Raw genomic sequence first — 24679 nt, 5'->3', positions numbered from 1 at the left:
CCGTACCCATGGACATGCAGCCAGCCGGACCCGGCCCGGCCAAGATCGGACGCCGCGGGCTGATGCTGGTGCTGTCGTCGCCGTCGGGCGCCGGCAAGACCACGATCGCGCGCCGCATGCTTCAGCGCAACAGCAGCCTGACCATGTCGGTATCGGTCACCACCCGCCCGATGCGGCCGGGGGAGGTCGACGGGGTCGACTATCACTTCATCGATCGCGAGAGGTTCGAGCAGATGGTCGCCGAGCGCCAGCTGCTGGAGCACGCGCGGGTCTTCGGAAACTATTACGGAACGCCGAAGGAGCCGGTCGAGCAGGCGCTTGCCAAAGGGCGGGAGATCCTGTTCGACATCGACTGGCAGGGAACCCAACAACTCGCCGAGAACGCCCGGGACGATCTGGTCAGCGTCTTCGTCCTGCCGCCGTCCGCCAAGGAACTGGAGCGCCGGCTGTATGCCCGCGCCCAGGACAGCGCCGAGGTGATCGCCGGCCGCATGGCCAAGGCGTCGGACGAGATGAGCCACTATTTCGACTACGACTACGTGATCGTCAATCACGACATCGAGTCAAGCGTCCAGCAGGTGCAGACCATCCTCGAGGCCGAGCGCCTCAAGCGGCGGCGCCAGGTCGGTCTGGCCGACTTCGTCCGGCAGCTCCAGGACGGCCTCTGAGGATTTCACGCGCTGGCGCGGTTTCCGCAGCCGGCCGTTCCACTCGCCGCACTGCGTTGCGCCATGGGCGCAACCTACGGCTCGATGCACGGCGGAGTTGATGCGAGCCGTAGGTTGCGCCCATGGCGCAACGCATCGGATCAGCTGTCCCGGGCGGATCGACCTGATCGGGTACAGCCCTAGCGCTCTACGCGCTCCCGGTATGCCCGCGCCAGGGCCGCGAAGCCGGCGACGGGGATTTCCTCCGCGCGTTGGGTCGGCACCAGTCCCGCCCGCTCGATCAGCGACTCGGCGTCGCCCAGGGACTTCAGGCTGGCCCGCAGCATCTTGCGGCGCTGGCCGAAGGCGGCGGCGGTCACCGCCTCCATAGCCTCGAACTCGGCGGGTTCCGGAGCCTGCCTCGGAACGAGCTGCACGACCGTCGATTCGATCTTCGGCGGCGGCGTGAAGGCGCGGGCGGGCAGGTTGAACAGCGGACGCACCTCCGCCCGCCATTGCGCGATCACCGACAGCCTGCCATAGGTCTTGCCGCCCGGTTTCGCCGCCAGCCGGTCGGCGACCTCTCGCTGGAACATCAGCGTCAGGCTGCGGAACCGCTCGATCCGGCGCAGCCAGCCGATCAGAAGCGGCGTGGCGACATTGTAGGGCAGGTTCGCGACGATGGCGCGCGGGGCAGGGGCCAGGGCTTCGACGGCGGCTTCCAGCGCGTCGCCTTCGACCAGCCGCAGCCTGCCCTCGGCCGCCTCCACCAGATCGGCCAGCGCGGTGATGCAGCGGGCATCGCGTTCGATCGCGACCACCCCGGCGGCATCCGTGTTCAGCAGGGCCCGCGTCAATCCGCCGGGGCCGGGACCGACCTCGACCACCGTGACGCCGGCCAGGTCGCCGGCCGCCCGGGCGATCCGTCCCGTCAGGTTCAGGTCGAGCAGGAAGTTCTGCCCGAGCGCCTTGCGGGCTCCCAGGTCGAAGCGCGCTATGACGTCGCGGAGCGGCGGCAGGTCGTCGATCCGGCTCATCTCCCGCAGCGCTCTGGAACGTACCGCCGCGCGGCGCGGAAGCCCGCCATTTCCACGGCCGTCTTCAGCGCCGCGATCAGGCTGGCGGGGCCGGCCTTACCGGTACCGGCGATGTCCAGGGCCGTGCCGTGGTCCGGGGAGGTCCGCACGAAGGGCAGGCCCAGCGTGATGTTCACCCCGGTGTCGAAATCCACCGTCTTCAGCGGGATCAACGCCTGGTCGTGGTACATGCAAAGCACCGCGTCGTACCGCCTGCGGGCGGCGGCGTGGAACAGCGTGTCGGCGGGGAGCGGGCCGATCACGTCGTACCCCTCGCGCTTCAGCACGGTCGCCGCCGGGGTGATGATCTCGATCTCCTCGGTGCCCAAGGTGCCGCCCTCGCCGGCATGGGGATTGAGCGCCGCCAGGGCGAGCCGGGGTTTCTCGATCCCGAAGTCCGCGGACAGGGCGGCGGCGGTCACCCGCGCGCACTGCACGATCCCCTGGGTGGTCAGGGCGTCGATCGCGTCGCGCAGCGGCAGGTGGATCGTCACCGGGACGACCCGCAGGCCGCCGCCCGCCAGCATCATCACCGGCTCGGTCACCATTCCGGCCAGGGCGGCCAGGTATTCGGTATGGCCGGGATAGCCGAAGCCGGCCCGGTACAGCGCGCTCTTCTGGATCGGGTTGGTCACCATGGCCGAGCAGGCGCCGGCCTGGACCAGCATGACTGCGCGCTCGATGCTGGCGAGGACGGCGGCCCCGTTCTCCGGGTCGGGCTTCCCCGGTACCACAGCATGGTCCAGCGGGACGGGCAGGACCGGAAGCGCGTGGTCGAACGCGGCGACCGCTTCCGCCGGATCTCCCACCGGGGCGACCGGGACCTGCAGGCCGACGAGGCGGCCGAGCGCCTCGATCCGGGCGGGATCGTCCAGCAGCACGAACGCCGGAACCGACCGGTCCCGCCTTGCCGCCCAGGCTATCAGCGCCAATTCGCCGCCGATGCCCGACGGCTCGCCCATGGTCAGGGCGAGTGGCCCGCCGCCGGTGCCCATCAGACGCGCAGGTCCACGAAGGCCGACATGCGCAGGTCGCGCAGGAGCCGGCGCTGCAGCATGTCGAGGCGGTCCTGGCCCAGGGCCCCCAGGATCTGGTCGCGCGGCGGCAGCACCGTCCCCGTGGTCCGCTGTTCGCGCAGCAGCAGGATATGGTAGCCGGTCAGGCTGCGGATCGGGCGGGAGGCCTGTCCCGGACGCAGATCGCGGAGCGCCGAGTCGAGCTCGTCGGGCAATTGGCCCTGCTGCACCCAGCCCAGGTCGCCGCCGTTGGTGGCGCCGGCCGACTGCGAGAACTGCCGCGCCACGGCGGGGAAGCTGGCGCCCTGGCCGATCTGCTCGACCAGCCGGTCGGCCAGACGCCGGACCTCCTCCTCCCGCTCGGGCGAGTCGACGGCCAGGAAGATCTCGGCGGCCAAGTACTCGGGCTTGCCCGCGTTGGCCTCGATGCGGCGGAGCACCGCGTCGATCTCCTCCTCGCCGATCTCGATGCTGGGCCTCAGGCGGCGCTGGACCAGCTTGCCCCAGCCTATGGTGGCCCGGATCTGGCTTTCCAGCGCGCTCCGCGGCACGCCTTGGCTGGAGAGCATCTTCTCCAGTTGGTCCCGCTTCATCTGGTTCTGCTCGGCGACCCGGCCGAAGGCGTCGTCGATCTCCTTGTCGGTCACCGAGATATTGGCCCGCGACGCTTCCTGCATCTGCAGCCGCTCGTCGACCAGGCTGCGCAGCACCTGCGGGGTGAGCCGCTGGCGGACCTCCGCGGTGCCGGGCAGGCCGGAGGAGACCAGCGCCAGCTGCAGCCGGGCGGAAAGGTCGGACATCGAGATGATGTCGTCGTTCACCACGGCGGCGATGCCTTCGACCGAACGCGCCGGCGGCGGTGCGATCGCGGGTGGCTCGGCCGGGCGCGACTGCTGGGCGGGTGCCGCCGGACGTGGTGCTGCCTGCGGAGCGGCCCGCGGCGCCGTCTGCTGGGGAGCCGTCTGCTGAGGAGCCGTCTGCTGCGGCGCAGGACGTTGCTGCTGCTGTTGCTGCTGGTCGCCCTGGGGAACGGTCTGGGGCGTGGCGAACTGCGCGGCCGCCGGAAGGGGTCCCATGGTGCCGGCCGAAGCGATCAAGGCCGCGGTGAAGATTGCGGCGCTCCAGCTCCGTCGTATGCGGCGGCTGATCGGGTAAAGCATGAATCTATGCACTTTCGGCCCTTCCAATGCTTTGGGCGGTCACGGGTTCGAATACGGGTCGGAAGCAAACGCTGGAGTGCTCGCCGGCATGGTCATCCGTCCTCGAGGTGGAGCAGCACGGCGATGCCGAGCAGCAGGCTCGCCCCGGCCGGAGCCCAGGCCGCCAGGGGCACGGGGATCGTCTCGGATATGCCGAAGGCGCGGACCACGTCGCTGAACAGGAAGAGCACGAAGCCGGTCACGACGCCGCCCGCCACCATCATCATGGTTCCGCCCCGCCGTGTCTGGCGCAGCGAGAAGGCGGCGGCGAACAGCACCATGGCGCAGAACAGCAGCGGCGTCGACAGCAGCGACTGGAAATGCAGCCGGTGGCGGGTCGCGGAGAAGCCGGTTTCCTGCAGCGTCCTGATGAAGCCCGGCAGTTCCCAGAAGGACATGCTGTCGGGCGAGGCGAAGCTCTCCTGGATGCGCTCCAGCGTCAGGTCGGTGTCGAGCCGGTAGGAGTCGAAGGCTTCCGCCGGACCCGCCCCGGTGTTCAGCCAGCCCTGGCGGATCATCCAGTGACCCGGCTCCAGCGTCGCGGAGGTGGCGTCGATCCGGCTCGCGAACTCGCCGTTGGCGTCGTACATGAAGACGTTGACCGGCCGCAGGGTGGTGGTGCCGGCCTCGGCGGTGTCGGCGTGGATCAGGTACTGGCCGTTCTCCTGGATCTGGCGGAGCCACAGGCCGGAGCCCGACACCACCAGCGAACTGGTCCGGCCGCGCAGGTACCGGTCCTCCATCTTCTCGTACCGGGCGACCAGCACCGATCCGGCCGGGTTGATCACGGTCACCTGGAACACGGCGATCAGCGGCGCGACGATCAGCACCGGCGCCAGGAACTGCCAGGCCGAGACCCCGACGGCGCGGGCGACCACCAGCTCCTGGCTGCGGGTCAGGCGCCAGAAGGTGAACATCCCGGCGAACAGGATCACGAACGGGAACACCTGCTGGCCGATCTCCGGCAGCTTGAACAGCGCCATCCGCACGACGACCGAGAAGGTCGCGTCGGGCTTCCCGGCGGCCCGGCGAAGCAACTCCACCGTGTCCAGCAGCAGGATGACCGCCAGCAGGATGCCCAGGAGCATGCAGAAGTAGAGCAGGAACTGCCGCCCTATATAGCGCGAGAGCGTGGCCGAGGTCCTCATCCCGATCACCCCGCCGTCGGTTGGAAACGGGATATGCCGCGGGAGCCCCGCAGCCGCTGCCCGATCATCAGGAAGGCGCCGACCGCCAGCGGGACGGCGGCGACGACGTAGAGGAGCGGGATGAAGGCGTTGTTGTTGACCGCCAGGTTGGTGATGCCGAGCGCCGCGCTCTGCAGGACCAGCACGCCGGCCACGGCCGCGACGATGCGCCGGCTCTGGCCGCGCCGGTTGAACTCGCCCACCAGCAGGATCGCCACGCCCATCATGGTGAAGCCCAACGCGAAGATCGGGCTGGTGTAGCGCTGGTGCAGCTCCGCGGTCAGCCGGCTCCTGAAGGGCAGCAGGTCCGGGTCGTCGGCCGCATGCATCAGGTCGGCGGTCGAGCGCTCCCGCGCGTCCGGGACACGTTCGGCGAACTGCTTCTCGAAGATGCGGAGGTCGACGGCGTAGCGGTCGAAATACAGCTGCGACATGCGGCCGGTCGCGAGGTCTACCTCCTGGCGGTTGCCGTCGAAAACGACGACGCGGGTTCCCGCCTCGCCCTCCACGGTCATGCCGCGGTCGGCATTGATCGTGACCGGCTTGCCCGGCACGCGGGTGTCGTGGATCAGCAGGCCCTGCAATTCACCGTCCGGCATCCGCCGCCGGACATAGACGGTGACGCCGTCGCCTGCCTCGTTGAAGACGCCTTCGCGCAGGAACACCGTCGAGAACTCGCTCCTCGCGAGGCTTTCCAGCCGGCTCAGCTCGCGGTGGGCAACGGGGGCGAGGTAGAGCGTCAGCCCGTAGCCCATCATCGTGACCAGCAGGGCCAGGATCAACGCGGGCTTGGCGAGCCCCCACGGACCCAGCCCGGCGGACCGCATCACCACCAGTTCCGAATCCATCGTCAGGCGGTTGTAGGTGAACAGCACGGCGGCCAGCAGGCTGATCGGCAGCACGATCGACAGGAACGTGGGAAGGGTGACCACCATGAGCTGAAGGAACAGGTAGACCGGCGCCCCGCCGTCCACCACGATCTCGAGAAGGCGCAACGACTGGGTGAGCCAGATGACAAGCGTCAAACCGGCGGTGACGAAGACGGTCGCCACGGCCAGGTGGCGGAAGAGATAGAGCGTCAACCGTTTCATGGACTCGCACTTATACCTGGCCAATCCGCCGTCCAGTACCCGGAGTATCGGCCCTGCCAGCGGCCCGACGGACGAAAGTGGCGCACGAGCCCTGGTCGGCATAGCTTGACAGCGTAGTGGCCGTGTTCTTTATCGGACACGCGCCGTCGAAACAACCATCCGATGCCGGGCCGGCCAAATTGCCGCCGGGACAAAAAGCCCCATCTGGCCCCATACGCTCAAACATGAGGGCGATAACCCATGAGGGTAGACATGAAATTCACGTTCTCCGATCTGACCTCGTCGCTGCCCACATCCGGCTCGCTCGTCCTGCCCGTCCTCGCCGAACGCACGCTGACGCCCGCCGGCACCGACCTCGACGGGAAGACCGGCGGCACCCTGACCCGCGCCATGGCCGCCAACAAGTTCTCCGGCAAGGCCGACGAGGTCCTGACCATCGTGGCGCCCGGCGGGGTCGACCTCGACCACATCGTCCTGGTCGGCCTCGGCAAGCCGGAGCAGGTCACCGACCTGATCCTGCAGGATGCCGGTGGCGCCATTGTGGCGGCCCTGGGGAAAAACGCGGCCGAGGCGTCGGTGGTGGTCGAGCAGGCGGCGGGCGTGGCGCTGGAGCCGTCGGCCATGGCGGCCGAGATCGCCTTCGGGGCGCTGCTGCGCTCCTACCGGTTCGACAAGTACCGCACGAAGGAGAAGCCGGAAGCCAAGCCCGCGCTGCAGGCGGTCAGCCTCCTGACCAAGGGCGCGGATGCCGCGGAGAAGCTGTTCGCCGACCGCGAGGCGGTCGCTTCCGGCGTCTTCCTGACCCGCGACGTCGTCTCCGAACCGGCCAACATCCTCTATCCGCGCACGCTCGCCGACCGCTGCCTGGAACTGTCCGACCTGGGCGTCGAGGTCGAGGTTCTCGACCAGGGGCAGATGGCGAAGCTCGGCATGGGCGCGCTGCTCGGCGTGGCGCAGGGAAGCGTGCGGGAGCCGTACCTGGTCGTCATGAAGTACGACGGCGCCCCCGAGGCCGCGGACAAGCGGCCGGTCGCCTTCGTCGGCAAGGGCGTCACCTTCGACACCGGCGGCATCTCCATCAAGCCCGCGGCCGGGATGGAGGACATGAAGTGGGACATGGGCGGCGCCGGCGTGGTCCTGGGCCTGATGAAGGCGCTGGCCGCCCGCAAGGCCAAGGTCAACGCGGTCGGCGTGGTCGGACTGGTCGAGAACATGCCGTCGGGCAGCGCCCAGCGGCCCGGCGACATCGTGACCAGCCTGTCCGGCCAGACAATCGAGGTGCTGAACACCGACGCCGAGGGCCGGCTGGTCCTGGCCGACGCGCTGTGGTTCACCCAGGACACGTTCAAGCCGACCGCCATGGTCAACCTGGCGACCCTGACGGGTGCCGTCATCGTGGCGCTGGGGACCGAGCATGCCGGGCTGTTCTCCAACGACGACGCCCTGTCGGAGCAGCTGACCGCCGCGGGCCGCAAGGTCGGCGAGAAGCTGTGGCGCATGCCGTTGAACGAGGCGTACGACAAGGCGATCAACTCCGACGCGGCCGACGTCAAGAACATCGCGGGCAGCCGTGATGCCGGCAGCATCATCGGCGCCCAGTTCCTGCAGCGCTTCGTCAACAACGTGCCCTGGGCGCACCTGGACATCGCCGGCGTGACCTGGTCGAAGAAGGACGCCGGCACGATCCCGAAGGGCGCCACGTCCTTCGGCGTTCGCCTGCTCGACCGCTACGTCGCGGACGTGTACGAGGGGTAATCGGATGAGCGGCGCGCGGGAACCGGTTTTTCCGCGCGCCCGGGCGGATCATGTCGCTGCGACGGAGTTCCAGGGAATACCGACCGGTGTACGCTGGCGCCTGTTCGGCGACACCCGCCCGCCGCTGACCGCCACCTTCTTTCTGGGCGACCTGGCGCGCCGCGCCGCGATCGGCCACGCCGGCCGGATGCTCGGGGCCGACCGCGTGCCGCCGGTGATCAGCGGCCACGGCGTCGACCGCGACCCGCGGCACCGTCACGCCTTCTTCCTGCCGGAGGACGCCGATGGCGACGGCGTGCTGGACCATGTCCTGATCACCGCATCGGCGGGTTTCGGCCGCGACGCGGTGGCTTCCCTGGCGACCCACGACCGGTTGTTCGACGGCCGGAACGGCGAATGGGCGATACGGTGCGTCTGGCTGGGCGAAGCGGAACGGGCGCCATCCCGGCTGGCCGGACCGTCGGCCTGTTGGGAATCGGTGACGCCCCACGTGCCGCCCTGGCATACCCGCCGCGGCTTCACGAATGCCGACCAGATCCGCCGCGAGTTCGATCGGCGCGGCCTTCCGGCGCCGCGACGCCTGGAACAGGTCGCGGGACCGGTCGCACGCGACGGCGCGCCGGTGCGGCCGGACGACTTCGTTCTGCGGCTGGATCGGAGAACAATCGCCCATGGCCCCGCCGGCCGCGAGACCGACGCGGCATTCTGGCGCCTGACTTTCTCCGAGCCGGTCGCCGGGCCGCTTGCGATCGGCTGGGGCTGTCATTTCGGGCTGGGGCTGTTCAGTCCCTCTTCAGCCATGCCGATCGCGGCCGACCCGCGCCGGGACCGTCCCGACGCCGCCGATTGTCCTTCCAGGGCCTGTCCCGCTACGATGCCGTGAAGCCCAAGCCTGCCCGCCTGCCTGCCTGACAGCATCCCGGATCGAATCATGACGGAAATCCGCTTCTATCATCTCCAGCGCAAGACGCTGGAGGACGCGCTGCCCCAGATCCTGGAGAAGACCCTGGAGCGCGGATGGCGGGCCGTCGTCATGGCCGGATCGGAGGAGCGGGTCGAGGCGCTCACCCAGCACCTCTGGACCTATAAGGATTTCGGCTTCCTGCCCCACGGCAGCGCCCGGGACGGCGACGCGGAGCACCAGCCGGTCTGGATCACCACCGAGGACGAGAACCCCAACGGCGCCACGGTCCTGATCCTGACCGACGGCGGGGTCTCGGACCGGCTCGACGGCTTCACCCTGGTCTGCGAGATGTTCGACGGCAACGACTACGACGCCGTGCAGGCCGCGCGCCGCCGCTGGAAGCAGTACAAGGACGACGGGCACGCGCTGACCTACTGGCAGCAGACCGAGCGCGGAGGCTGGGAAAAGAAAGCCTGAGCCCCGGACGGCTCACTCGACCGCGACGGACCGCTTCAGCGGGTTGTCGCCCGGCGGCCAGATGCCCCGCTCCACGGCCTCGCGCCCCTGGAAGACCAGGTAGCTCTGGCGGCCGTAATGGGGCAGGGGACGGAGCAGAGACTCCAGCGCCGCGCGGTCGTCCGCCGCCACAACCAGGGCCGGCGCGCCGGCCGCCGTCCGCCCGGTCCAGACCCTGGCGGTTCCCTGGCCCGCCAGCCTTCCGGGGACCGGCTCCAGCCCGAGGCGCGGCAGGGCTTCGTACACGTCGGCCGTGATGCCTATCACCGCGACCGGCGCTCCGGCGCGGGGTTCGCCGGCCGCCGCCCCGGCATCCATCAGGCGGGAGGCCAGGGCGCGCCCGAGATCCTGATGGGGGCCGGCCAGCACGAGTCGGGTGGCCGGGTCCAGGGTGACGTCGCGGAGGATCGGCGGGGCCTCGCCCGGGGCCAGCCGGCGGAACAGCCGGTACTCGGGATCGACGGCGACGCTCAGCGGCGGAGCGTCCAGGTCGATCGTCCCGGCGGCCTCGCTCCCGGCCAGCGGGATCGTCCGCCGGACCTGTCCACCCGTCGTCTCGACGACCACGGGTACGTCCAGCCGATATGCCGGCTCACCTTGGCCGATCCGGACGGCAAGGGCGTAGCCTTCGCCCAGCCGGGTTGCCGACGCTTCCGTCAGGCGAAGCCCCGGCGCTCCGGTCCGGTTCACCCACTGGTCGAAGAAGCCGCCCAGGTCACGGTCCGAGGCGGCCTCGAAGGACGCGCGCAGATCGCTCCAGCCCGCCTTCCGGAAGCGGTGACGGTCCCAGAACAGCCGGATTCCGCGGTCGAACGCCTCGTCCCCCAGCATGTCGCGCAGCATCAGGAACAGGTAGGCCGACTTGTTGTAGCCCACGATCTTCGCGGCGCCATGCACCCGTGCGGTGAAGCCGGCGAGCGAACCGTCCCGCGCCTCGGGCAGGGCCGCGTAGTCGCGCAGCCAGCCGAAGCGCATTTCCCGCGCGGCGTCGGGGTCGCGTTCGGCGGTGAGGCCGTAATCGGCCATGTAGGTCGTCAGCCCCTCGGACCAGTTCCCGGAGGTGTAGTCGACCAGCACGCCGTTGCCCCACCAGTTGTGCAGGATCTCGTGGGGCAGCGACTGGCCGCGCATGAAGGGCAGCGGCAGCACCTGCCGGCCGATATAGGTCAGGCCGGCGAAGCCCAGCCCCACCGGCAGAGGGGCCGAGAGGATGGAGAAGCCGGAAAACGGATAGGCCCCGATCCGCTCGGAAAAATGCGCGATGTAGCTTTCCGATGCCTGGAGATAGTCGTCGGACAGATGTTCCAGGTCGGGTTCGAACAGGGTCCTCAGCCGCAGCCCTCCCGCCATGCGTTCGCGCATCTGCCAACGGCCGGCGAACAGCGACGGCTCCTCCACCGCGGGATCGACCGTGAAGACGGACCTCTCGGGAGTCTCCTCGGCGAGGTCGCCGGTCACGGCGGCGCGGTACCCTTCCGGGACCCGGACGGCCAGCCGATAGGTCGTGCGGTCCGCGTCGAATCGGGGCAGCCAACCCGCCCCTCCCGGCAGGAAGCTTCCCGCCTCGCCCGACCCGGGCTCGTCGCCGCCGAACGGGCTGCCGCTGTCGTCGAGCGGCGCCAGCGTGCCGGAATAGCGGATCGTCACCCGACCGACGCCCGCGGCGGCGGCCGGGACGCGCCAGTGCGTCGGGCCGCCGACCGCGTCGGCCGGGCGGCCGTCGATCTCGACGCGGACGGGCGAGAACCTTGGCGACAGGTGGAATTCCAACGGTGCGCCGCCGGTCACCGTCACCTGGTCCGTCACCTCCAGCCGCCGCTCCGCCGGATCCAGGTCTATGGCGGCGTCATGGGTCACTTCGGCAGCGGAGGCGGCGGGGCATGGCGAAGCGAGGATCAACCAGAAGATCGCGCCGATGGCGGCCAAGCCGCTCTTCATGCCGGATCGTCCCAATTCTTCATCCCCAGAACGGTTCAGCCTTCTCGTAGTCGCGCCAGCGCTCGGGCAGGTCGGCCAGATGCCGGCGCATCCGCCGGTCGAGCCAGTCGCCGAAATCGCCCGCCGCCCGCCTGACGTCCCGGCCGGCATCGGCGGACAGCGCGTCGATCATGCGGCGGCTGACGGCGGCATCGTTCAGGGTGCCCAGCAGGTCCTGCAGGGCCTCGACCGAATCCAGGTACGGCCGGACCGCGGCGGCGGGGTAGAGGCCGCGGAAGAACTCGACGGCGTAGCGCAGCTTCTTGAAGCTGATCCGCAACTCGTGCCGCTGGTCGGCGTCCAGCTTGCGGATCTGCCGCCCCGACTTGCGGGACTTGCGGTGTCGCAGGGCCAGCCAGCTCCCGGCCAGTTCGGGCATCGGCCGGGCCAGGAGCAGCCGGACGTCGGGTGCGGCATCCTCGTTCCAGCGTCCGGACTCCAGCCAGCCGCCGAGGCCCAGCATCAGCGTCGTGTAGCGCGGCGCGTGCAGGGCTTCGGCCGCGCGGGCATGGGCGGAGCGGCGCGAGTCCGCGATGGCCTGGCCCAGCAGGCGGACGCCCTCGTCGCTTCCCTGCTTCTCGGCATAGGGCTCGAAGAAGAGCGTCTGGAGGTTGTCCCAGTCGCGTGCCGGCCCCAGGCGTTCGGCCAGCCACTTGACCTCGTCCTTCAGCATCCGCGCATCGGGCGACGCGATCACGTCGTCGAACAGGGTCAGCGCGGAGCGCAGGCGCCTCAGGGCCACCCGCATCTGGTGGATGCCCTCGGCCTCCACGCCGGTCACGGCGCAGGCCTGGTTGGCGAGCGCGTGTACCATGCAGTTGCGCACGATATGGCGGAAACCCTCGGCCACGGTGGTGGCGGGCGTCAGGCCCAGGGGCGGAGCCTTCGACGACCGCGGCAGCGCGCCCGTGACCAGGGCGAAGCCGGCTTCCGCCTTGCTCTCCGTCGCGATGCGCAGCGGCACGATCCGCTGGAGTTCGTGGGCCAGCTCGAACAGGGCGGTGATCGATCCGGCCTTCAGTTCAAGCTCGACCTCGCTGATCGGCCGGTGCGCCACGCCCGCCCGGATCTCGCCCGTGTCCAGGGCGACCTCGATCGCGGTCAGCGGATCGGGGCGGAGCATCAGGGTGGTGCGCTGGAAGTCCGTCAGGAACATCGGCCGGATCGCCGGAAGGGCGTCCTGGGGCACGACCTCGCGCACGCCGTCCAGGGTGAGCAGGGAGATGTCCGGATCGTCGGAAGGGATCTGCCATTCCCATTCGCGCCGGACGGCGACGGCCGCCGCGTCTCCCGGTGTCTCGCTGTTCATGGTCTTGACCGCCTGGATGCGCTGGGCGCCCTGGCGGCGTACGCGCAGGGCCACTCCGTAGGCGGCGAGCGCCAGGTCCGGCGTGTCGTAATAGACGGTGTAGAGGCGCTGGCTGGCGGCGGTACCCTGCTGCAGCCCGACCAGGGCGGGGTGCCTCACCAGCCGGGCGAGGTTGCCGGGGGCGACGTACAGCTTCAGCTCGATCTCCCGCGCCGCCTGCGGCGCCGCGGGCGCCGCCCCGCGGAAATCCTTTTCCGGTGGAGCCGTGTCCATCGGTTGCAGGTTCGTGCTGTCGCGGTTGTTCGGCACGGGCGGAGCAGCCTCGCTGGTCGGGGGCGTCATCCTTTTGTTGATACCCGACCCCCGTACCCAGCGTTAAGTTAATTTTTTCGGAAGGACGAGGTTGGAGAGCGTTCCCGCGCGCGACCCGATGTCGCTCCAGGAACCTTGGGCGAAGGTGAGCACCGCCAGGGCCGCCGTCGGAAACTTTCCGGCGAGACCGCGCAGGAGGGAGGCGTCGCCGTTCCCCGCCAGATCCTGCGCCAGGTTGTGCAGATCGGGATTGTGCGCGACCAGCAGGACCGTGGCGGCACCCTCGGGCAGGCGTCGCAGCCGGTCCAGCAGCGCCCTCTCGCCGCTCAGGTACAGTCCATGATCGTATTCGGCGGTCACCTGGCCGGTGCCCAGCTGGGCGGTGACCAGCGCCAGGGTGTCGACCGCCCGGCGCGCCGTCGAGCAGAGAATGACGTCGGGGTGGAACCCGTCGCCGCGCAGGTGGCGGCCGATCAGGGTCGCGGCGCGGGCTCCCCGGGGAGCCAGGGGCCGGTCATGGTCATCGAGGGACGGGTCGTTCCAGGCGGATTTCGCGTGCCGGAGCAGGTAAAGCGTCTTCATTGTATTGACGTGAGCCTCAAGGTATCCCCTATTCGCGTTCGGCAGACGCAGATGCCGTGGAATCCGGCCACCCCCGCCGGATTTCGTCGCCGCGCGCGGCGGAATCCGGCAGTGCCGACCGTTCGCCTGTCAAAGCGTAACCGAGTCGCGCTATCGTGACCATTCCGTTAATCGTTCGAGCCCCGAGGAACCCGTGACCAGCGCGCAGGAAATCGAGACACCCGACATCGATCCGACTTCTCCGGACCGGTTCATCAACCGTGAACTGTCCTGGCTGGCGTTCAACCAGAGGGTCCTCGAGGAATCGCTGAACGTCAACCATCCCCTGCTGGAGCGGCTGCGGTTCCTGTCGATCTCCGCGAGCAACCTCGACGAATTCTACATGGTCCGGGTCGCGGGACTGAAGGCCCAGGTCCGCGCCGGGATCACGACGCTGTCCGACGACAATCTCAGCCCGGCCCAGCAGCTGGCCGCCGTCAACCAGCGCGTGATCGAGCTGATGCGCGACCAGCAGAACGGCTGGCGGACGCTCCGGAAGGAACTGCGCGAGGCCGGGATCACCGTGGTGGACCCCAGCGAGCTCACCGACAGCGAGATGGATTGGCTGGAGGCCCGTTTCCTCGACGACATCTTCCCGCTCCTGACGCCCATCGCGGTCGATCCGGCCCATCCGTTCCCGTTCATCCCCAACCTGGGATTCAGCCTGGCGCTGCAGCTCTACGACCCGGACCGCAGCCAGAACCTGGACGCCCTGCTGCCGATGCCGTCCCAGCTGGAGCGCTTCATCCGGCTGCCCGGATCGGACGTGCGGTTCGTCCTGCTTGAACAGCTCGTCCTGCTGTTCCTCGACCGGATCTTCCCGGCGCCGTTCAAGCTGACCGGGCACGGCGTGTTCAGGATCCTGCGCGACAGCGAGATGGAGATCGACGAGGAGGCGGAGGATCTGGTCCGCACCTTCGAAAGCGCGCTGAAGCGCCGCCGGCGCGGCAGCGTCATCCGGCTGGCGGTCAATATCGGAATGGCGCCGGACCTGCGGGAGTTCCTGCGCAACCAGCTCTCCGTCTCCAACGACGACGTGTTCGTGCTGGAAGGGCTGATCGGCCTGGTCGATACCAAGCAGCTCATCATCGAGGAGCGTCCGGACCTCGTCTTCCCGCCTTACAACGCCCGGTTCCCGGAACGGATCCGCGATTTCGGCGGCGACTGCTTCGCGGCGATCCGGCACAAGGACATCGTCGTCCACCACCCCTACGAGAGCTTCGACGTGGTGGTGCAGTTCCTTCGGCAGGCGGCGCGCGACCCGGCGGTGGTGGCGATCAAGCAGACGCTGTACCGGACCAGCAAGAACTCGCCCATCGTGGCGGCCCTGATCGAGGCGGCGGAGGCCGGCAAGACGGTCACCGCCATGGTCGAGCTGAAGGCCCGCTTCGACGAGGAGGCGAACATCCAGTGGGCCCGCGACCTGGAGCGCGCCGGAGCCCAGGTGGTCTACGGCTTCGTCGACCTGAAGACCCACGCCAAGGTGTCGCTGGTGGTCCGGCGCGAGGCCAAGGGGCTGCGCAGCTACGTCCATTTCGGCACCGGCAACTACCACCCGATCACCGCCAAGGTCTACACCGACCTGTCGTTCTTCACCTGCGACCCGGCCCTCTGCCACGATGCCGCCTTCATGTTCAACTACATGACCGGCTACGCGACGCCGAAATCGCTGGAGAAGGTCGCCATAGCTCCCCTGGCCTTGCGCGAGAAGCTGGTCGAGCTGATCGACCGGGAGATCGCCTTCGCCCGCGCCGGCAAGCCGGCCCGGATCTGGGTCAAGCTGAACTCGCTGGTCGATTCGCGCCTGATCGACAAGCTGTACGAGGCGTCCCAGGCGGGCGTCCTGATCGACATGATCATGCGCGGCATCTGCTGCCTGCGCCCCGGCGTTCCCGGCCTGTCCGACAATATCAGGGTCAAGAGCATCGTCGGGCGGTTCCTGGAGCATGGCCGCATCGTGTGCTTCGGCAACGGCCATACCCTCCCGTCGCCCGAGGCCAAGGTCTTCATCTCCTCGGCCGACTGGATGCCGCGCAACCTGGACCGCCGGATCGAAACGCTGGTACCGATCGAGAACCCGACGGTCCACCAGCAGGTCCTGGACCAGATCATGGTCGCCAACCTGAAGGACGACGCGCAAAGCTGGTTCCTGTCGTCCGACGGCTCCTACCGCCGCGCCAAGGTCGACAAGGACGCTTTCAGCGCCCATACCTATTTCATGACCAATCCCAGCCTGTCCGGCCGCGGCAGCGCGATCTCCGGGGCGCGGATTCCTCCGCGCCTGGTTCTCCAATCCAAGTAGCAAGTCCATAAAGGCGCGACGGGCACCACGACATGACCCTCACCCTCGATCGGCGTCCGGCTGCCGACCTCCAGCGTTCCGAGCGGATCGCCGTCATCGACATCGGTTCGAACTCGATCCGGCTCGTCGTCTATGACGGCCTCCACAGGGCGCCGGTGCCCCTGTTCAACGAGAAGATCATGTGCGGGCTGGGCCGCACGGTCGAGAAGACCGGCCGGCTCAACCCGGACGGCGTGACGCTGGCGCTGGACAACATCGCCCGCTTCGGCCGCCTGATCGACGGCATGGACGTCTCCCGGACCGACGTGCTGGCGACCGCAGCCGTGCGCGATGCCGCCGACGGCGCCGAGTTCGTCGAGGCGGTCAAGAGCAGGACCGGCCTGACCGTCCGTACCATCGCCGGCGAGGAGGAGGCGCGCCTGTCGGCCATGGGGGTGCTGTCAGGCACGCCGGGGGCCGACGGGCTCGTGGGCGACCTGGGCGGCGGCAGCCTGGAATTGGTCGGGCTGGAGCGCGGCGCCATCGGACCCCAGGTCACCATGCCGCTCGGCCCCCTGCGGCTGGTCGAGTCCTGCGGCGGCAAGACGGCTGCTGCGGCCCGGAACATCGACCAGCACCTGCAGGCGCTGCCCTGGCTGTCGGCGCACAAGGGGCGGCCCTTCTATCCGGTGGGCGGAAGCTGGCGCGCGCTGGCGAAGCTGCACATGGAGCAGGTGAACCATCCGCTCCACGTCATCCATCACTACACGGTCGGCGGCGCCCAGCTCCGCGATTTCGCGGGGGAGATATCCCGGCTCAACCGGTCGGCGCTGGACAAGATATCCGGCGTGTCGAAGCGCCGGTCGGACACGCTGCCCCTGGCCGCGCTGGCGCTCGAACGGCTGCTGACGATCGTCGAGCCGTCCGAGGTGGTCTTCTCCGCCTTCGGCCTGCGCGAGGGGCTGCTGTTCGACATGCTCGACGCGCAGGAGCAGCGGGAGGACCCCCTGATCAGCGCCTGCGCCGGACTGGCCAGGCGGATCGGCCGGTTCGGCCAGGGAGAGATCATCACGAACTGGACGGCGTCGCTGTTCGCCGGGGAGGACGAGGCTTCCGCCAGGCTGCGCCGCGCCTCCTGCCTGCTCAGCGATCTCGGCTGGTCGGAGCACCCGGACTACCGCGCGGAGCACGCCTATATGCGGATCCTGCGCATGCCGTTCGCCGGCGTCGACCACGGGGAGCGGGCCTTCCTGGCCCTGGTCGCCTATGCACGCTACGGCGGCCGGATCGAGGATCCGCAGGTGGCGGTGGCGCGCGGCCTTGTCCAGGAGGGCAGGGCGGCGAAGGCGGCCATCCTGGGCCTGGCGCTCCGCTTGGCCCAGACGCTGACCGGCGGCGTCGCGGCCCTGCTTCAGCGCACCAGCCTGTCGATCGACGAGGAGGCGCTCGTCCTCTGCGTTCCGGAAGACGCCCGCGTGCTGGTCGGCGACACGGTGCAGCGCCGGCTGGACGCGGTCGCCAAGGGGCTGAACCGGCGGGGCGAGATCGTGATCGCGCCGCCGAGATAAGCCTGCGGCCTACCGGCTTTCGTCGAGCGGAACCAGCCTGACCCGCTTGCCCTCGACCGCCAGGGCGACGCGGCCGTGCTTCAGCTTCAGCGCCAGATCGCCGAACAGCTCCCGACGCCACCCCTTCAGGGCGGGAACCGGCGCCTCGTCGTCCGCCGCGATCGCTTCCAGGTCGGACGAGCTGGCGACCAGCTTGGCTGCTACCTGCTCGTCCTCGCACCGCATCTTCAGCAGGACGCGCAGCAGCTCGACGATCGGCGCCAAGCCCGGCGGCAGTTCCGGCCGGGGCTCGCCGGTCGGGCATTCGCCGACCGGCATGGAAACGCCGCGTTCCACCGCCGCCAGCAGTTCGGTGCCCCAGCGGCCCTCGGCGACGCTGCGCCCCAGGCCCCGCGTTCGGGCGAGGTCGTCCACCGACCTGGGCGCGTGGGAGGCGATTTCCAGCAGGGCCTCGTCCCGCAGCACGCGGGAGCGCGGGATGTCCTTGCGCTGGGCCTCGCGTTCCCGCCAAGCCGCCAGTTCCTTGAGGATGGCGAGGAAGCGCGGCTTGTCGGTGCGGACCTTGAGCCGCTTCCAGGCGTCGTCCGGCTCGACCCGGTAGGTGGCCGGGTCGGTCAGCACGGCCATTTCCTCGTCCAGCCAGCTCGCCCGGTCGGTTCGGACCAGCCGGCGCTTCAGCTTCTCGTAGGCCGGGCGGAGATGGGTCACGTCGGACAAGGCGTAGGTCAGCTGCCGCTCGGTCAGCGGACGGGCCGACCAGTCGGTGAAGCGCGACGACTTGTCCACCCGCGCGCCGGCCAGCTTGGCGATCAGCGTCTCGTAGCCGACGCTGTCGCCGAAGCCGCAGACCATGGCGGCGACCTGGGTGTCGAACAGCGGCTTGGGAATCTCGCCCGCGAGATTGTGGAAGATCTCCACGTCCTGGCGCGCGGCATGGAACACCTTGAGCACCGACGGATCGCCCATCAGGCGGTAGAGCGGCGCCAGGTCGATGCCGTCCGCCAGCGGGTCGACCGCGGCGGCCTCATCCGGTCCGGCGATCTGGACCAGGCACAGCTTGGGCCAGAACGTCTTCTCCCGCATGAATTCGGTATCGACGGTGATGTATTCCGCCGCCTTCAGACGTTCGCACAACGCCTCCAGATCGGCTGTGGTCGAAATCAGAGTCATGCGACAGTCATACAACACCCGAGCCGCCCGGAAAAGCGGGGCTGCTTCAACTTGACAACCGCCTTGCATCCATGTGCTTCTGCGCCATCATCCAACCTCCGGGGCGGGATCGCGGGCCGATGCCTTCGCCGTCCCCCCTGGCCGAGCCGGCGCCGCGGCATTCCGTTTCGCGGCGCCCATAACTGTTATTTCAAGGTGCGCTCCCCATGCATCCCTACCGGACCCACACCTGCGGTGCCCTGCGCGATACCGATGCCGGCCAGATCGTGCGCCTGTCGGGCTGGATCAATCGTAAGCGCGACCACGGACAACTGCTGTTCATCGACCTGCGCGACCACTACGGGATGACGCAGTGCGTGATCGACAGCTCCAGCCCGCTGTTCCAGGTTGCCGAGGGGCTGCGCCTGGAGTCGGTCGTCACGGTCACCGGCAAGGTTGTCGGCCGCACGCCCGAGACGATCAACGACAAGCTGCCGACCGGCCGGATCGAAGTGCAGATCCAGGAACTGGCGGTGCAGAGCGCCGCCGATCCGCTGCCGCTGCAGGTCAACAGCGAGGCCGATGCCGGCGAGGAGATCCGCCTGCGCTACCGCTTCCTGGACCTACGGCGCGAGAAGATGCAGCAGAACATCCTGCTGCGCTCCCAGGTCATCGCATCGGTCCGCCGCCGCATGATCGAGCAGGGCTTCAACGAGTTCCAGACGCCGATCCTGACCGCCAGCAGCCCGGAAGGGGCGCGGGACTTCCTGGTGCCGAGCCGCATGCATCCCGGCAAGTTCTACGCGCTGCCGCAGGCGCCGCAGCAGTTCAAGCAGCTGCTGATGATGGCCGGCTACGATCGCTATTTCCAGATCGCTCCCTGCTTCCGCGACGAGGACAGCCGCGCCGACCGCAGCCCGGGCGAGTTCTACCAGCTCGACTTCGAGATGTCCTTCGTCACCCAGGAGGACGTCTTCGCGGCGATCGAGCCGGTGCTGTACGGCATCTTCGACGAGTTCGGCGGCTTCCGCCGCCCCGCCAAGCCGGAGCTGACCCCGTACCCGTTCCCGCGCATCCCCTATGCCGAGTCGATGCTGAAGTACGGCAACGACAAGCCGGACCTGCGCAACCCGCTGGTCATCACCGACGTGACGGCGGTGTTCCAGCGCGACGACGTCGAGTTCAAGGCGTTCAAGTCGGTGATCGCCAAGGGCGGCGTGGTCCGCGCGATCCGCGCGCCTGCCGTCGGCGACCGCCCGCGCAGCTTCTTCGACAAGCTGAACGACTGGGCCCGCGGCCTGGGCGCTCCCGGCCTCGGCTACATCCTGTTCGAGTCCGGCGGCGGCAAGGGACCGATCGCCAAGTTCGTGCCGGAAGCGGCCCAGGCGGCGCTGCGGGAGGCGGTCGGGCTGAGCGACGGCGACGCCGTGTTCTTCGTCTGCGATCAGCCCGGCCCCGCCGCCAAGCTGGCCGGCTTCGCCCGGACCAGGATCGCCGAAGACCTGGACATCGTCGAGAAGAACGCCTTCCGGTTCTGCTGGATCGTCGATTTCCCGATGTACGAGCGGGACGAGGAGACCGGCAAGATCGACTTCAGCCACAACCCGTTCTCCATGCCCCAAGGCGGCCTGGAGGCGCTGGAGACCCAGGATCCGCTGACGATCAACGCCTACCAGTACGACATCGTCTGCAACGGCATCGAGCTGTCGTCGGGCGCCATCCGGAACCACCTGCCGGAGGTGATGTACAAGGCCTTCGCGATCGCCGGCTACCCTCCGGAGGAACTGGAAGCCCGGTTCGGCGGCATGCTGTCGGCGATGAAGCTCGGCGCCCCGCCGCACGGCGGCTCGGCTCCCGGCATCGACCGCATCGTCATGCTCCTGGCGGACGAGCCGAACATCCGCGAGGTCATCGTCTTCCCGCTGAACCAGCGCGCCGAGGACCTGCTGATGCAGGCACCGGCTCCGGTCCCGGCGGAGCGGCTGAAAGAGCTGTCGATCAAGCTCGACCTTCCCAAGCCCAAGACGGTCGCCGCCCCGCCGACGGCGGAAGGGACCGTCTCGCCCAAGGGCGCGTAAGGAGGCATCGGGTTCCAGAGCCGGCTTTCGCCCTGATGGGCGGAGGCCGGCATTGCCCGGATCCGGAAGCGAAGAAAGCCGCTGCGGAGGATGCTCCGCAGCGGCTTTCTTCATGCCCCCGACCCGCAGGCCGGGAACGGCATCGCTGCCGGCCTACTCCCGGTTCCACCAGCCCCGGCGAGCGGGACGCGGCGGCTGCTCGGGAGCGGCAGGCTCCGCTTCCGGAGAGGGCTGGGTTTCCGGCGCGGGTTGCGGGGCCGGTTCGATCGGTCCCGGCGCCACGTCCATGAAGAGGTCGTCACCGGCGCTGGGCTCCTGGGGCAGGGGCTCGGGCACGGGCTCTGGCACCTGCTCGACGGGAGACGCCTCGACCAGGGCCTCGGATTCCGCGACCTTCTTCTTGCGGGGAGCCCGCTTGCGGACCGGCTTGGCAGGAGCCTCAGCGGCCGGAGCCTCCTCGGCGGGAGCCTTCGCGGCCGGGGCCTTGGCAGCTTTCTTCTCCTTGGGCGCGACCTCGGCCTCGGGTTCCGCGACCTTCTTCTTGCGGGGAGCCCGCTTGCGGACCGGCTTGGCAGGAGCCTCCTCAGCCGGGGTTTCCTCGGCCACCGGCGTCTCCGCGGCCGGAGCTTCCGTGGCAGGAACCTCGGTAACCGGTGCCTCGGCGGCGGGTGCCTCCGCGACGGGTGCCTCCACGACCGGTGCCGGTTCGGGCTGCTCGGCCACGATCTCCGCCGGGATGGCCGGTTCGCCCACCGTCACGGGAGCGATCTCCTCCGGGGCCGCGGGTTCGGGCACCGGTTCGGGCTCGGCCCGGGGCTGCTCGGCGACCGGCTCCGGCTGGGGAGTGGGTTCGGGCGCCGGTTCCGGCGCGGGGGGCGCGCCGATGTCGCCGAACGGATCGCCGAGATCGTCCATATAGTCCCGGGGCTGCTCGGCAACCGGTTCCGGGGCCTGCTCGCCCGTCGGGACCGTCTCCGGTGTCTCCTGCTGGTCGCCGTCGTCGGTGAAGCCGTTCTCGAAATCACCCTCGGCCCGGCCGCGGCCACGGCGGCGTCCGCCGCGCTTGCCGCGCCGGCGCTTCTTGCGCAGGCCGTTCGCGTCGGTCTCGTCAGCCTGGCCGTTCTCGGACTCGTCCCCTTCCTCGCCATCATCGGCGTCATCGTCGCCGCCGGTGTCGATATCGCCGTCGAACTCCTCGGACTGCTGGTCGAGCGCGGTCTCCTCCACCGGTTCGTCGGCGGCCTCTTCCCGTTCTTCCTCGCCCTGGTCGTCGGTCCGGGCTTCCGTCCGGTCGTCGAAACGGCGGCGGCGGCGCGACCGGCGGCGGCGGCGGTCGCCGCGCTCCTCGCCCAGCTCCTGCGGAGCGGCCGCCGCGGCGGGCTGCGCCTCCGGGGCTTCGACGGTCTCCGCCTGTTCGGCGGCCTCGTCTTCCTCCGCTTCCCGTTCGAGCAGGCGGTCGGTCTCGGCGTAGATCCGCTCCGGGCTGATGACGGGCGCGGTCTCCTCGCCGGCCTGGCGGGCCTTGATCCGCTCCAGGCGGTATTCCGGCGGGATCAGCGTGTCGTCGCCGAACAGGAAGACGCGGAAACCGTAGCGGCGCTCGATGTCGGCCAGCGCGTCGCGCTTCTGGTTGAGGATATACAGCGCGATCTTGGTCGCCACATGGACCGTGATCTCGCTGGAGCGCTTGCGGATGCCTTCCTCCTCGATCGCCCGGAGGACATAGAGCGCCGCGGACTCGATGGAACGGACCATGCCGGTGCCCGAGCAGTGCGGGCACTTCTCGAAATTGGTCTCCATCAGGCTTGGGCGCAGCCGCTGGCGCGACAGTTCGAGAAGCCCGAAGGGCGAGATGCGGCCGAGCTGGATGCGCGCCCGGTCGTTCTTCATCGCCTCCTTGATGCGGCGTTCGACCGCGGCGTTGTTCCGCGCGTCCTCCATGTCGATGAAGTCGATGACGATCAGCCCGGCAAGGTCGCGCAGCCTCAACTGGCGCGCCACCTCGTCGGCGGCCTCCAGGTTGGTCTTGTAGGCCGTCTCCTCGATGTTCCGCTCGCGGGTTGACCGGCCGGAGTTGACGTCGATCGCGACCAGCGCCTCGGTCTGGTTGATGACGATGTAGCCGCCGGACTTCAGCTGGCAGACCGGGCTGTGGATCGCGTCGATCTGGCTTTCGACCTGGTAGCGGAAGAACAGCGGGATCGTCTCGTCGCGGTAGCAGTGGACCTTCCGCGTGTGGCTCGGCATCAGCATGTGCATGAAGTCGCGGGCGACGCGGTAGCCCGCTTCGCCTTCGACATGCACCTCGTCGATGTCGTTGGTATAGAGGTCGCGGATCGACCGCTTGATCAGGTTCGCTTCCTCATAGATCAGGGCCGGCGCGCTCGACTGGAGCGTGAGGTCGCGGATGCTGTCCCACAGCCGCAGCAGGTACTCCAGATCGCGTTTTATCTCCGGCTTAGTCCGCTCCATTCCCGCGGTGCGCAGGATCACCGCCATGCCTTCGGGAATGTCCAGGTCCGACAGCATTTCCTTCAGGCGCTTGCGGTCCTGCGGATTGGTGATCTTGCGCGAAATCCCGCCGCCGCGCCCGGTGTTGGGCATCAGGACGCAATAGCGGCCGGGCAGGGACAGGTATGTCGTCAGGGCGGCGCCCTTGTTGCCGCGCTCCTCCTTGACGACCTGGACCAGCAGGATCTGCCGGCGCTTGATGACTTCCTGGATCTTGTAGCTGCGCAGCGGACGGGGGCGGCGGCGCTGGACGTCCTCGGCCTCGTCGCCGACCAGTTCGTCCACCGGGCCCTCGTCGGAATCGCCCCGGCCGCGGCGGCCCTGCCGGTCGTCGCGGCGGCCGCGCGGCGTATCCTCGCCTTCATCCTCGTCGGCGTCGGCGTCTCGGGAATAGTCCCGATCGTCCTCGTCGTCGGACTCGACGGTGGCGGGATGCTCGGCTACCGGCGCCTGCGGCACCGGGTCGGCCGGCGACTCGACTCCGGCGCCGAACTCGGCTGCCGGGGCGGGCAGCCCTTCCGCGCCGGGGTGGATGACGTCGCCGGCGGAGGGCATCGCTCCGGGATCGCCGGAGGGCGCCGAGGCGGCTTCGGCCCGGTGGTCGCCGGTATGGCTCTCGTCCGGGTCGTAGGGCTCGCTGCGCTCCTCGCGCGGCAGGCTCGCCGGCTGGTAGCGGGTCGGCTTGTCGTCGTCGGGGCCGTCATCCTGCCCGCCGGTGTCGCCGTCGGGCGCCCCGTCGGAACCGGAGTCGCTCTCCGCCTGGAAATCGGGCGCCGGTTCATCCGGCGCGAACCAGTCGTGGGGGATGTCGTTCTCGGCGTGATGAACGGTGCCGGCCTGGCGATCCTCGGCCGGTGCCTCGGCTCCACGCTCCGAGGCGGCGGGATCGGACGGCTGGCTTTCAGACGGCTGGCTTTCATAGGAGGGCTGCTCGCCGGTCCCGGGAACCTCGCCGGAGGGCTCGGCCACCGGGGTTTCCGAGGCGGGCCGGCCGGAGTCGCCGCCCGACTCGTCGCGTCCTTCCCCGAACGACTCGGAGCGGCCCTGGCGGCGTGAGCCGCGGCCCGGCCGGGGATCGCCCATCTCGACGTCGGCGCCGATGGTGTCCTCGCGCTCTTCCAGGTCGCGTTCCTGGGCGAGCAGCGCTTCGCGGTCGGCGACCGGGATGCGGTAATAATCCGGGTGTATTTCCGAGAAGGCCAGGAAACCGTGACGGTTGCCGCCGTACTCGACGAAGGCGGCCTGGAGCGATGGCTCGACCCGCGTCACCTTGGCCAGGTATATGTTGCCTTTTAACTGCTTCTTGCTGGCGATTTCGAAATCGAGCTCGTCCAACTTGTTACCATTGACCACGACCACCCGAGTTTCCTCGGAATGGGTCGCGTCAATCAACATGCGCTTTGCCATATGTCTACCTCGTGACGCCGCCGGGCCCCCGCGCGACTTACGGGTGGCGGCGCGTCATCGTCAAAGGCGAAGCGT

At 69.4% G+C, this 24679-nt stretch carries 17 protein-coding genes; 7 read left to right on the top strand and 10 right to left on the bottom strand.

Features of this window, described 5'->3' with window-relative positions; genetic code table 11:
* Positions 1-14: 14 nt before the first annotated feature.
* Positions 15-668: a guanylate kinase gene (gene gmk, locus IGS68_RS18415; RefSeq protein WP_371821915.1), complete on the top strand. Its 654-nt coding sequence runs from the start codon at positions 15-17 to the stop codon at positions 666-668.
* A gap of 179 nt (positions 669-847) precedes the next feature.
* Here the strand turns inward: gmk and rsmA are convergent, their stop codons facing one another.
* The 5 genes from rsmA to lptF form a co-directional block, all read right to left on the bottom strand.
* Positions 848-1684, bottom strand: coding sequence for a 16S rRNA (adenine(1518)-N(6)/adenine(1519)-N(6))-dimethyltransferase RsmA (rsmA, locus tag IGS68_RS18410; RefSeq protein ID WP_201072399.1), 837 nt, complete (start codon positions 1682-1684; stop codon positions 848-850).
* Complete coding sequence (gene pdxA, locus IGS68_RS18405; RefSeq protein WP_201072397.1) at positions 1681-2718, bottom strand: 4-hydroxythreonine-4-phosphate dehydrogenase PdxA; 1038 nt, start codon at positions 2716-2718, stop codon at positions 1681-1683. Before pdxA ends, rsmA begins: the two co-directional genes overlap by 4 nt.
* The gene (locus IGS68_RS18400) at positions 2718-3899 is read right to left on the bottom strand and encodes a peptidylprolyl isomerase (RefSeq protein WP_201072395.1); all 1182 of its coding nucleotides are present in this window, start codon (positions 3897-3899) and stop codon (positions 2718-2720) included. Before IGS68_RS18400 ends, pdxA begins: the two co-directional genes overlap by 1 nt.
* A gap of 92 nt (positions 3900-3991) precedes the next feature.
* A complete protein-coding gene (gene lptG, locus IGS68_RS18395) occupies positions 3992-5086 on the bottom strand; it encodes an LPS export ABC transporter permease LptG (protein ID WP_201072393.1) in 1095 nt (364 codons plus the stop codon).
* A gap of 5 nt (positions 5087-5091) precedes the next feature.
* On the bottom strand, positions 5092-6216 hold the full coding sequence (gene lptF, locus IGS68_RS18390; protein ID WP_201072391.1) for an LPS export ABC transporter permease LptF: 1125 nt from the start codon (positions 6214-6216) through the stop codon (positions 5092-5094).
* A 252-nt stretch (positions 6217-6468) separates the two neighbouring features.
* Between lptF and IGS68_RS18385 the strand changes: the two genes are divergently transcribed.
* The 3 genes from IGS68_RS18385 to IGS68_RS18375 are packed head-to-tail and all read left to right on the top strand — an operon-like array spanning position 6469 to position 9352.
* Positions 6469-7971, top strand: a complete 1503-nt coding sequence (locus tag IGS68_RS18385) for a leucyl aminopeptidase (protein ID WP_201072389.1) — start codon at positions 6469-6471, stop codon at positions 7969-7971.
* 4 nt (positions 7972-7975) lie between these two features.
* Complete coding sequence (gene csb2, locus IGS68_RS18380) at positions 7976-8854, top strand: type I-G CRISPR-associated protein Csb2 (protein ID WP_201072387.1); 879 nt, start codon at positions 7976-7978, stop codon at positions 8852-8854.
* A gap of 48 nt (positions 8855-8902) precedes the next feature.
* Positions 8903-9352, top strand: a complete 450-nt coding sequence (locus IGS68_RS18375; protein WP_201072385.1) for a DNA polymerase III subunit chi — start codon at positions 8903-8905, stop codon at positions 9350-9352.
* 12 nt (positions 9353-9364) lie between these two features.
* Here IGS68_RS18375 and IGS68_RS18370 read toward each other — a convergent pair whose 3' ends face one another.
* The 3 genes from IGS68_RS18370 to IGS68_RS18360 are packed head-to-tail and all read right to left on the bottom strand — an operon-like array spanning position 9365 to position 13571.
* Entirely contained in the window at positions 9365-11329 is a 1965-nt protein-coding gene (locus IGS68_RS18370) for a M1 family metallopeptidase (protein WP_201072383.1), read from the bottom strand.
* Positions 11330-11348: 19 nt separating this feature from the next.
* Positions 11349-13019 (bottom strand): CYTH and CHAD domain-containing protein, encoded by a 1671-nt coding sequence (locus IGS68_RS18365; RefSeq protein ID WP_201072381.1) that lies wholly within the window; start codon positions 13017-13019, stop codon positions 11349-11351.
* Positions 13020-13052: 33 nt separating this feature from the next.
* Positions 13053-13571: a SixA phosphatase family protein gene (locus tag IGS68_RS18360; protein WP_201072379.1), complete on the bottom strand. Its 519-nt coding sequence runs from the start codon at positions 13569-13571 to the stop codon at positions 13053-13055.
* Positions 13572-13764: 193 nt separating this feature from the next.
* On the opposite strand from IGS68_RS18360, the gene IGS68_RS18355 reads away from it, so the two are divergent.
* Together IGS68_RS18355 and IGS68_RS18350 are read left to right on the top strand one after the other, a co-directional pair.
* Entirely contained in the window at positions 13765-15912 is a 2148-nt protein-coding gene (locus IGS68_RS18355; RefSeq protein WP_201072377.1) for an RNA degradosome polyphosphate kinase, read from the top strand.
* A 32-nt stretch (positions 15913-15944) separates the two neighbouring features.
* The gene (locus IGS68_RS18350) at positions 15945-17459 is read left to right on the top strand and encodes a Ppx/GppA family phosphatase (RefSeq protein WP_201072375.1); all 1515 of its coding nucleotides are present in this window, start codon (positions 15945-15947) and stop codon (positions 17457-17459) included.
* A 9-nt stretch (positions 17460-17468) separates the two neighbouring features.
* Here IGS68_RS18350 and rnd read toward each other — a convergent pair whose 3' ends face one another.
* A complete protein-coding gene (gene rnd / locus IGS68_RS18345) occupies positions 17469-18629 on the bottom strand; it encodes a ribonuclease D (protein ID WP_201072372.1) in 1161 nt (386 codons plus the stop codon).
* Between the two features lie 206 nt (positions 18630-18835).
* On the opposite strand from rnd, the gene aspS reads away from it, so the two are divergent.
* Positions 18836-20686: an aspartate--tRNA ligase gene (aspS, locus tag IGS68_RS18340; protein ID WP_201072370.1), complete on the top strand. Its 1851-nt coding sequence runs from the start codon at positions 18836-18838 to the stop codon at positions 20684-20686.
* Positions 20687-20839: 153 nt separating this feature from the next.
* Here aspS and IGS68_RS18335 read toward each other — a convergent pair whose 3' ends face one another.
* Positions 20840-24604: an Rne/Rng family ribonuclease gene (locus IGS68_RS18335; RefSeq protein WP_247880962.1), complete on the bottom strand. Its 3765-nt coding sequence runs from the start codon at positions 24602-24604 to the stop codon at positions 20840-20842.
* Positions 24605-24679: the final 75 nt, after the last annotated feature.

Origin of the sequence: Skermanella sp. TT6 (assembly GCF_016653635.2) — a bacterium.
GTDB lineage: Bacteria > Pseudomonadota > Alphaproteobacteria > Azospirillales > Azospirillaceae > Skermanella > Skermanella cutis.
The sequence above is the reverse complement of the archived record's forward strand: the minus strand, read 5'-3'. Positions and strand labels throughout refer to the sequence as shown.

Bases quoted from the DNA above. Each gene is read 5' to 3' on its own strand.
- gmk (WP_371821915.1), top strand. From the start codon at position 15: ATGCAGCCAGCCGGACCCGGCCCGGCCAAGATCGGACGCCGCGGGCTG.
- rsmA (WP_201072399.1), bottom strand. From the start codon at position 1,684: ATGAGCCGGATCGACGACCTGCCGCCGCTCCGCGACGTCATAGCGCGC.
- pdxA (WP_201072397.1), bottom strand. From the start codon at position 2,718: ATGGGCACCGGCGGCGGGCCACTCGCCCTGACCATGGGCGAGCCGTCG.
- IGS68_RS18400 (WP_201072395.1), bottom strand. From the start codon at position 3,899: ATGCTTTACCCGATCAGCCGCCGCATACGACGGAGCTGGAGCGCCGCA.
- lptG (WP_201072393.1), bottom strand. From the start codon at position 5,086: ATGAGGACCTCGGCCACGCTCTCGCGCTATATAGGGCGGCAGTTCCTG.
- lptF (WP_201072391.1), bottom strand. From the start codon at position 6,216: ATGAAACGGTTGACGCTCTATCTCTTCCGCCACCTGGCCGTGGCGACC.
- IGS68_RS18385 (WP_201072389.1), top strand. From the start codon at position 6,469: ATGAAATTCACGTTCTCCGATCTGACCTCGTCGCTGCCCACATCCGGC.
- csb2 (WP_201072387.1), top strand. From the start codon at position 7,976: ATGAGCGGCGCGCGGGAACCGGTTTTTCCGCGCGCCCGGGCGGATCAT.
- IGS68_RS18375 (WP_201072385.1), top strand. From the start codon at position 8,903: ATGACGGAAATCCGCTTCTATCATCTCCAGCGCAAGACGCTGGAGGAC.
- IGS68_RS18370 (WP_201072383.1), bottom strand. From the start codon at position 11,329: ATGAAGAGCGGCTTGGCCGCCATCGGCGCGATCTTCTGGTTGATCCTC.
- IGS68_RS18365 (WP_201072381.1), bottom strand. From the start codon at position 13,019: ATGACGCCCCCGACCAGCGAGGCTGCTCCGCCCGTGCCGAACAACCGC.
- IGS68_RS18360 (WP_201072379.1), bottom strand. From the start codon at position 13,571: ATGAAGACGCTTTACCTGCTCCGGCACGCGAAATCCGCCTGGAACGAC.
- IGS68_RS18350 (WP_201072375.1), top strand. From the start codon at position 15,945: ATGACCCTCACCCTCGATCGGCGTCCGGCTGCCGACCTCCAGCGTTCC.
- rnd (WP_201072372.1), bottom strand. From the start codon at position 18,629: ATGACTCTGATTTCGACCACAGCCGATCTGGAGGCGTTGTGCGAACGT.
- aspS (WP_201072370.1), top strand. From the start codon at position 18,836: ATGCATCCCTACCGGACCCACACCTGCGGTGCCCTGCGCGATACCGAT.
- IGS68_RS18335 (WP_247880962.1), bottom strand. From the start codon at position 24,604: ATGGCAAAGCGCATGTTGATTGACGCGACCCATTCCGAGGAAACTCGG.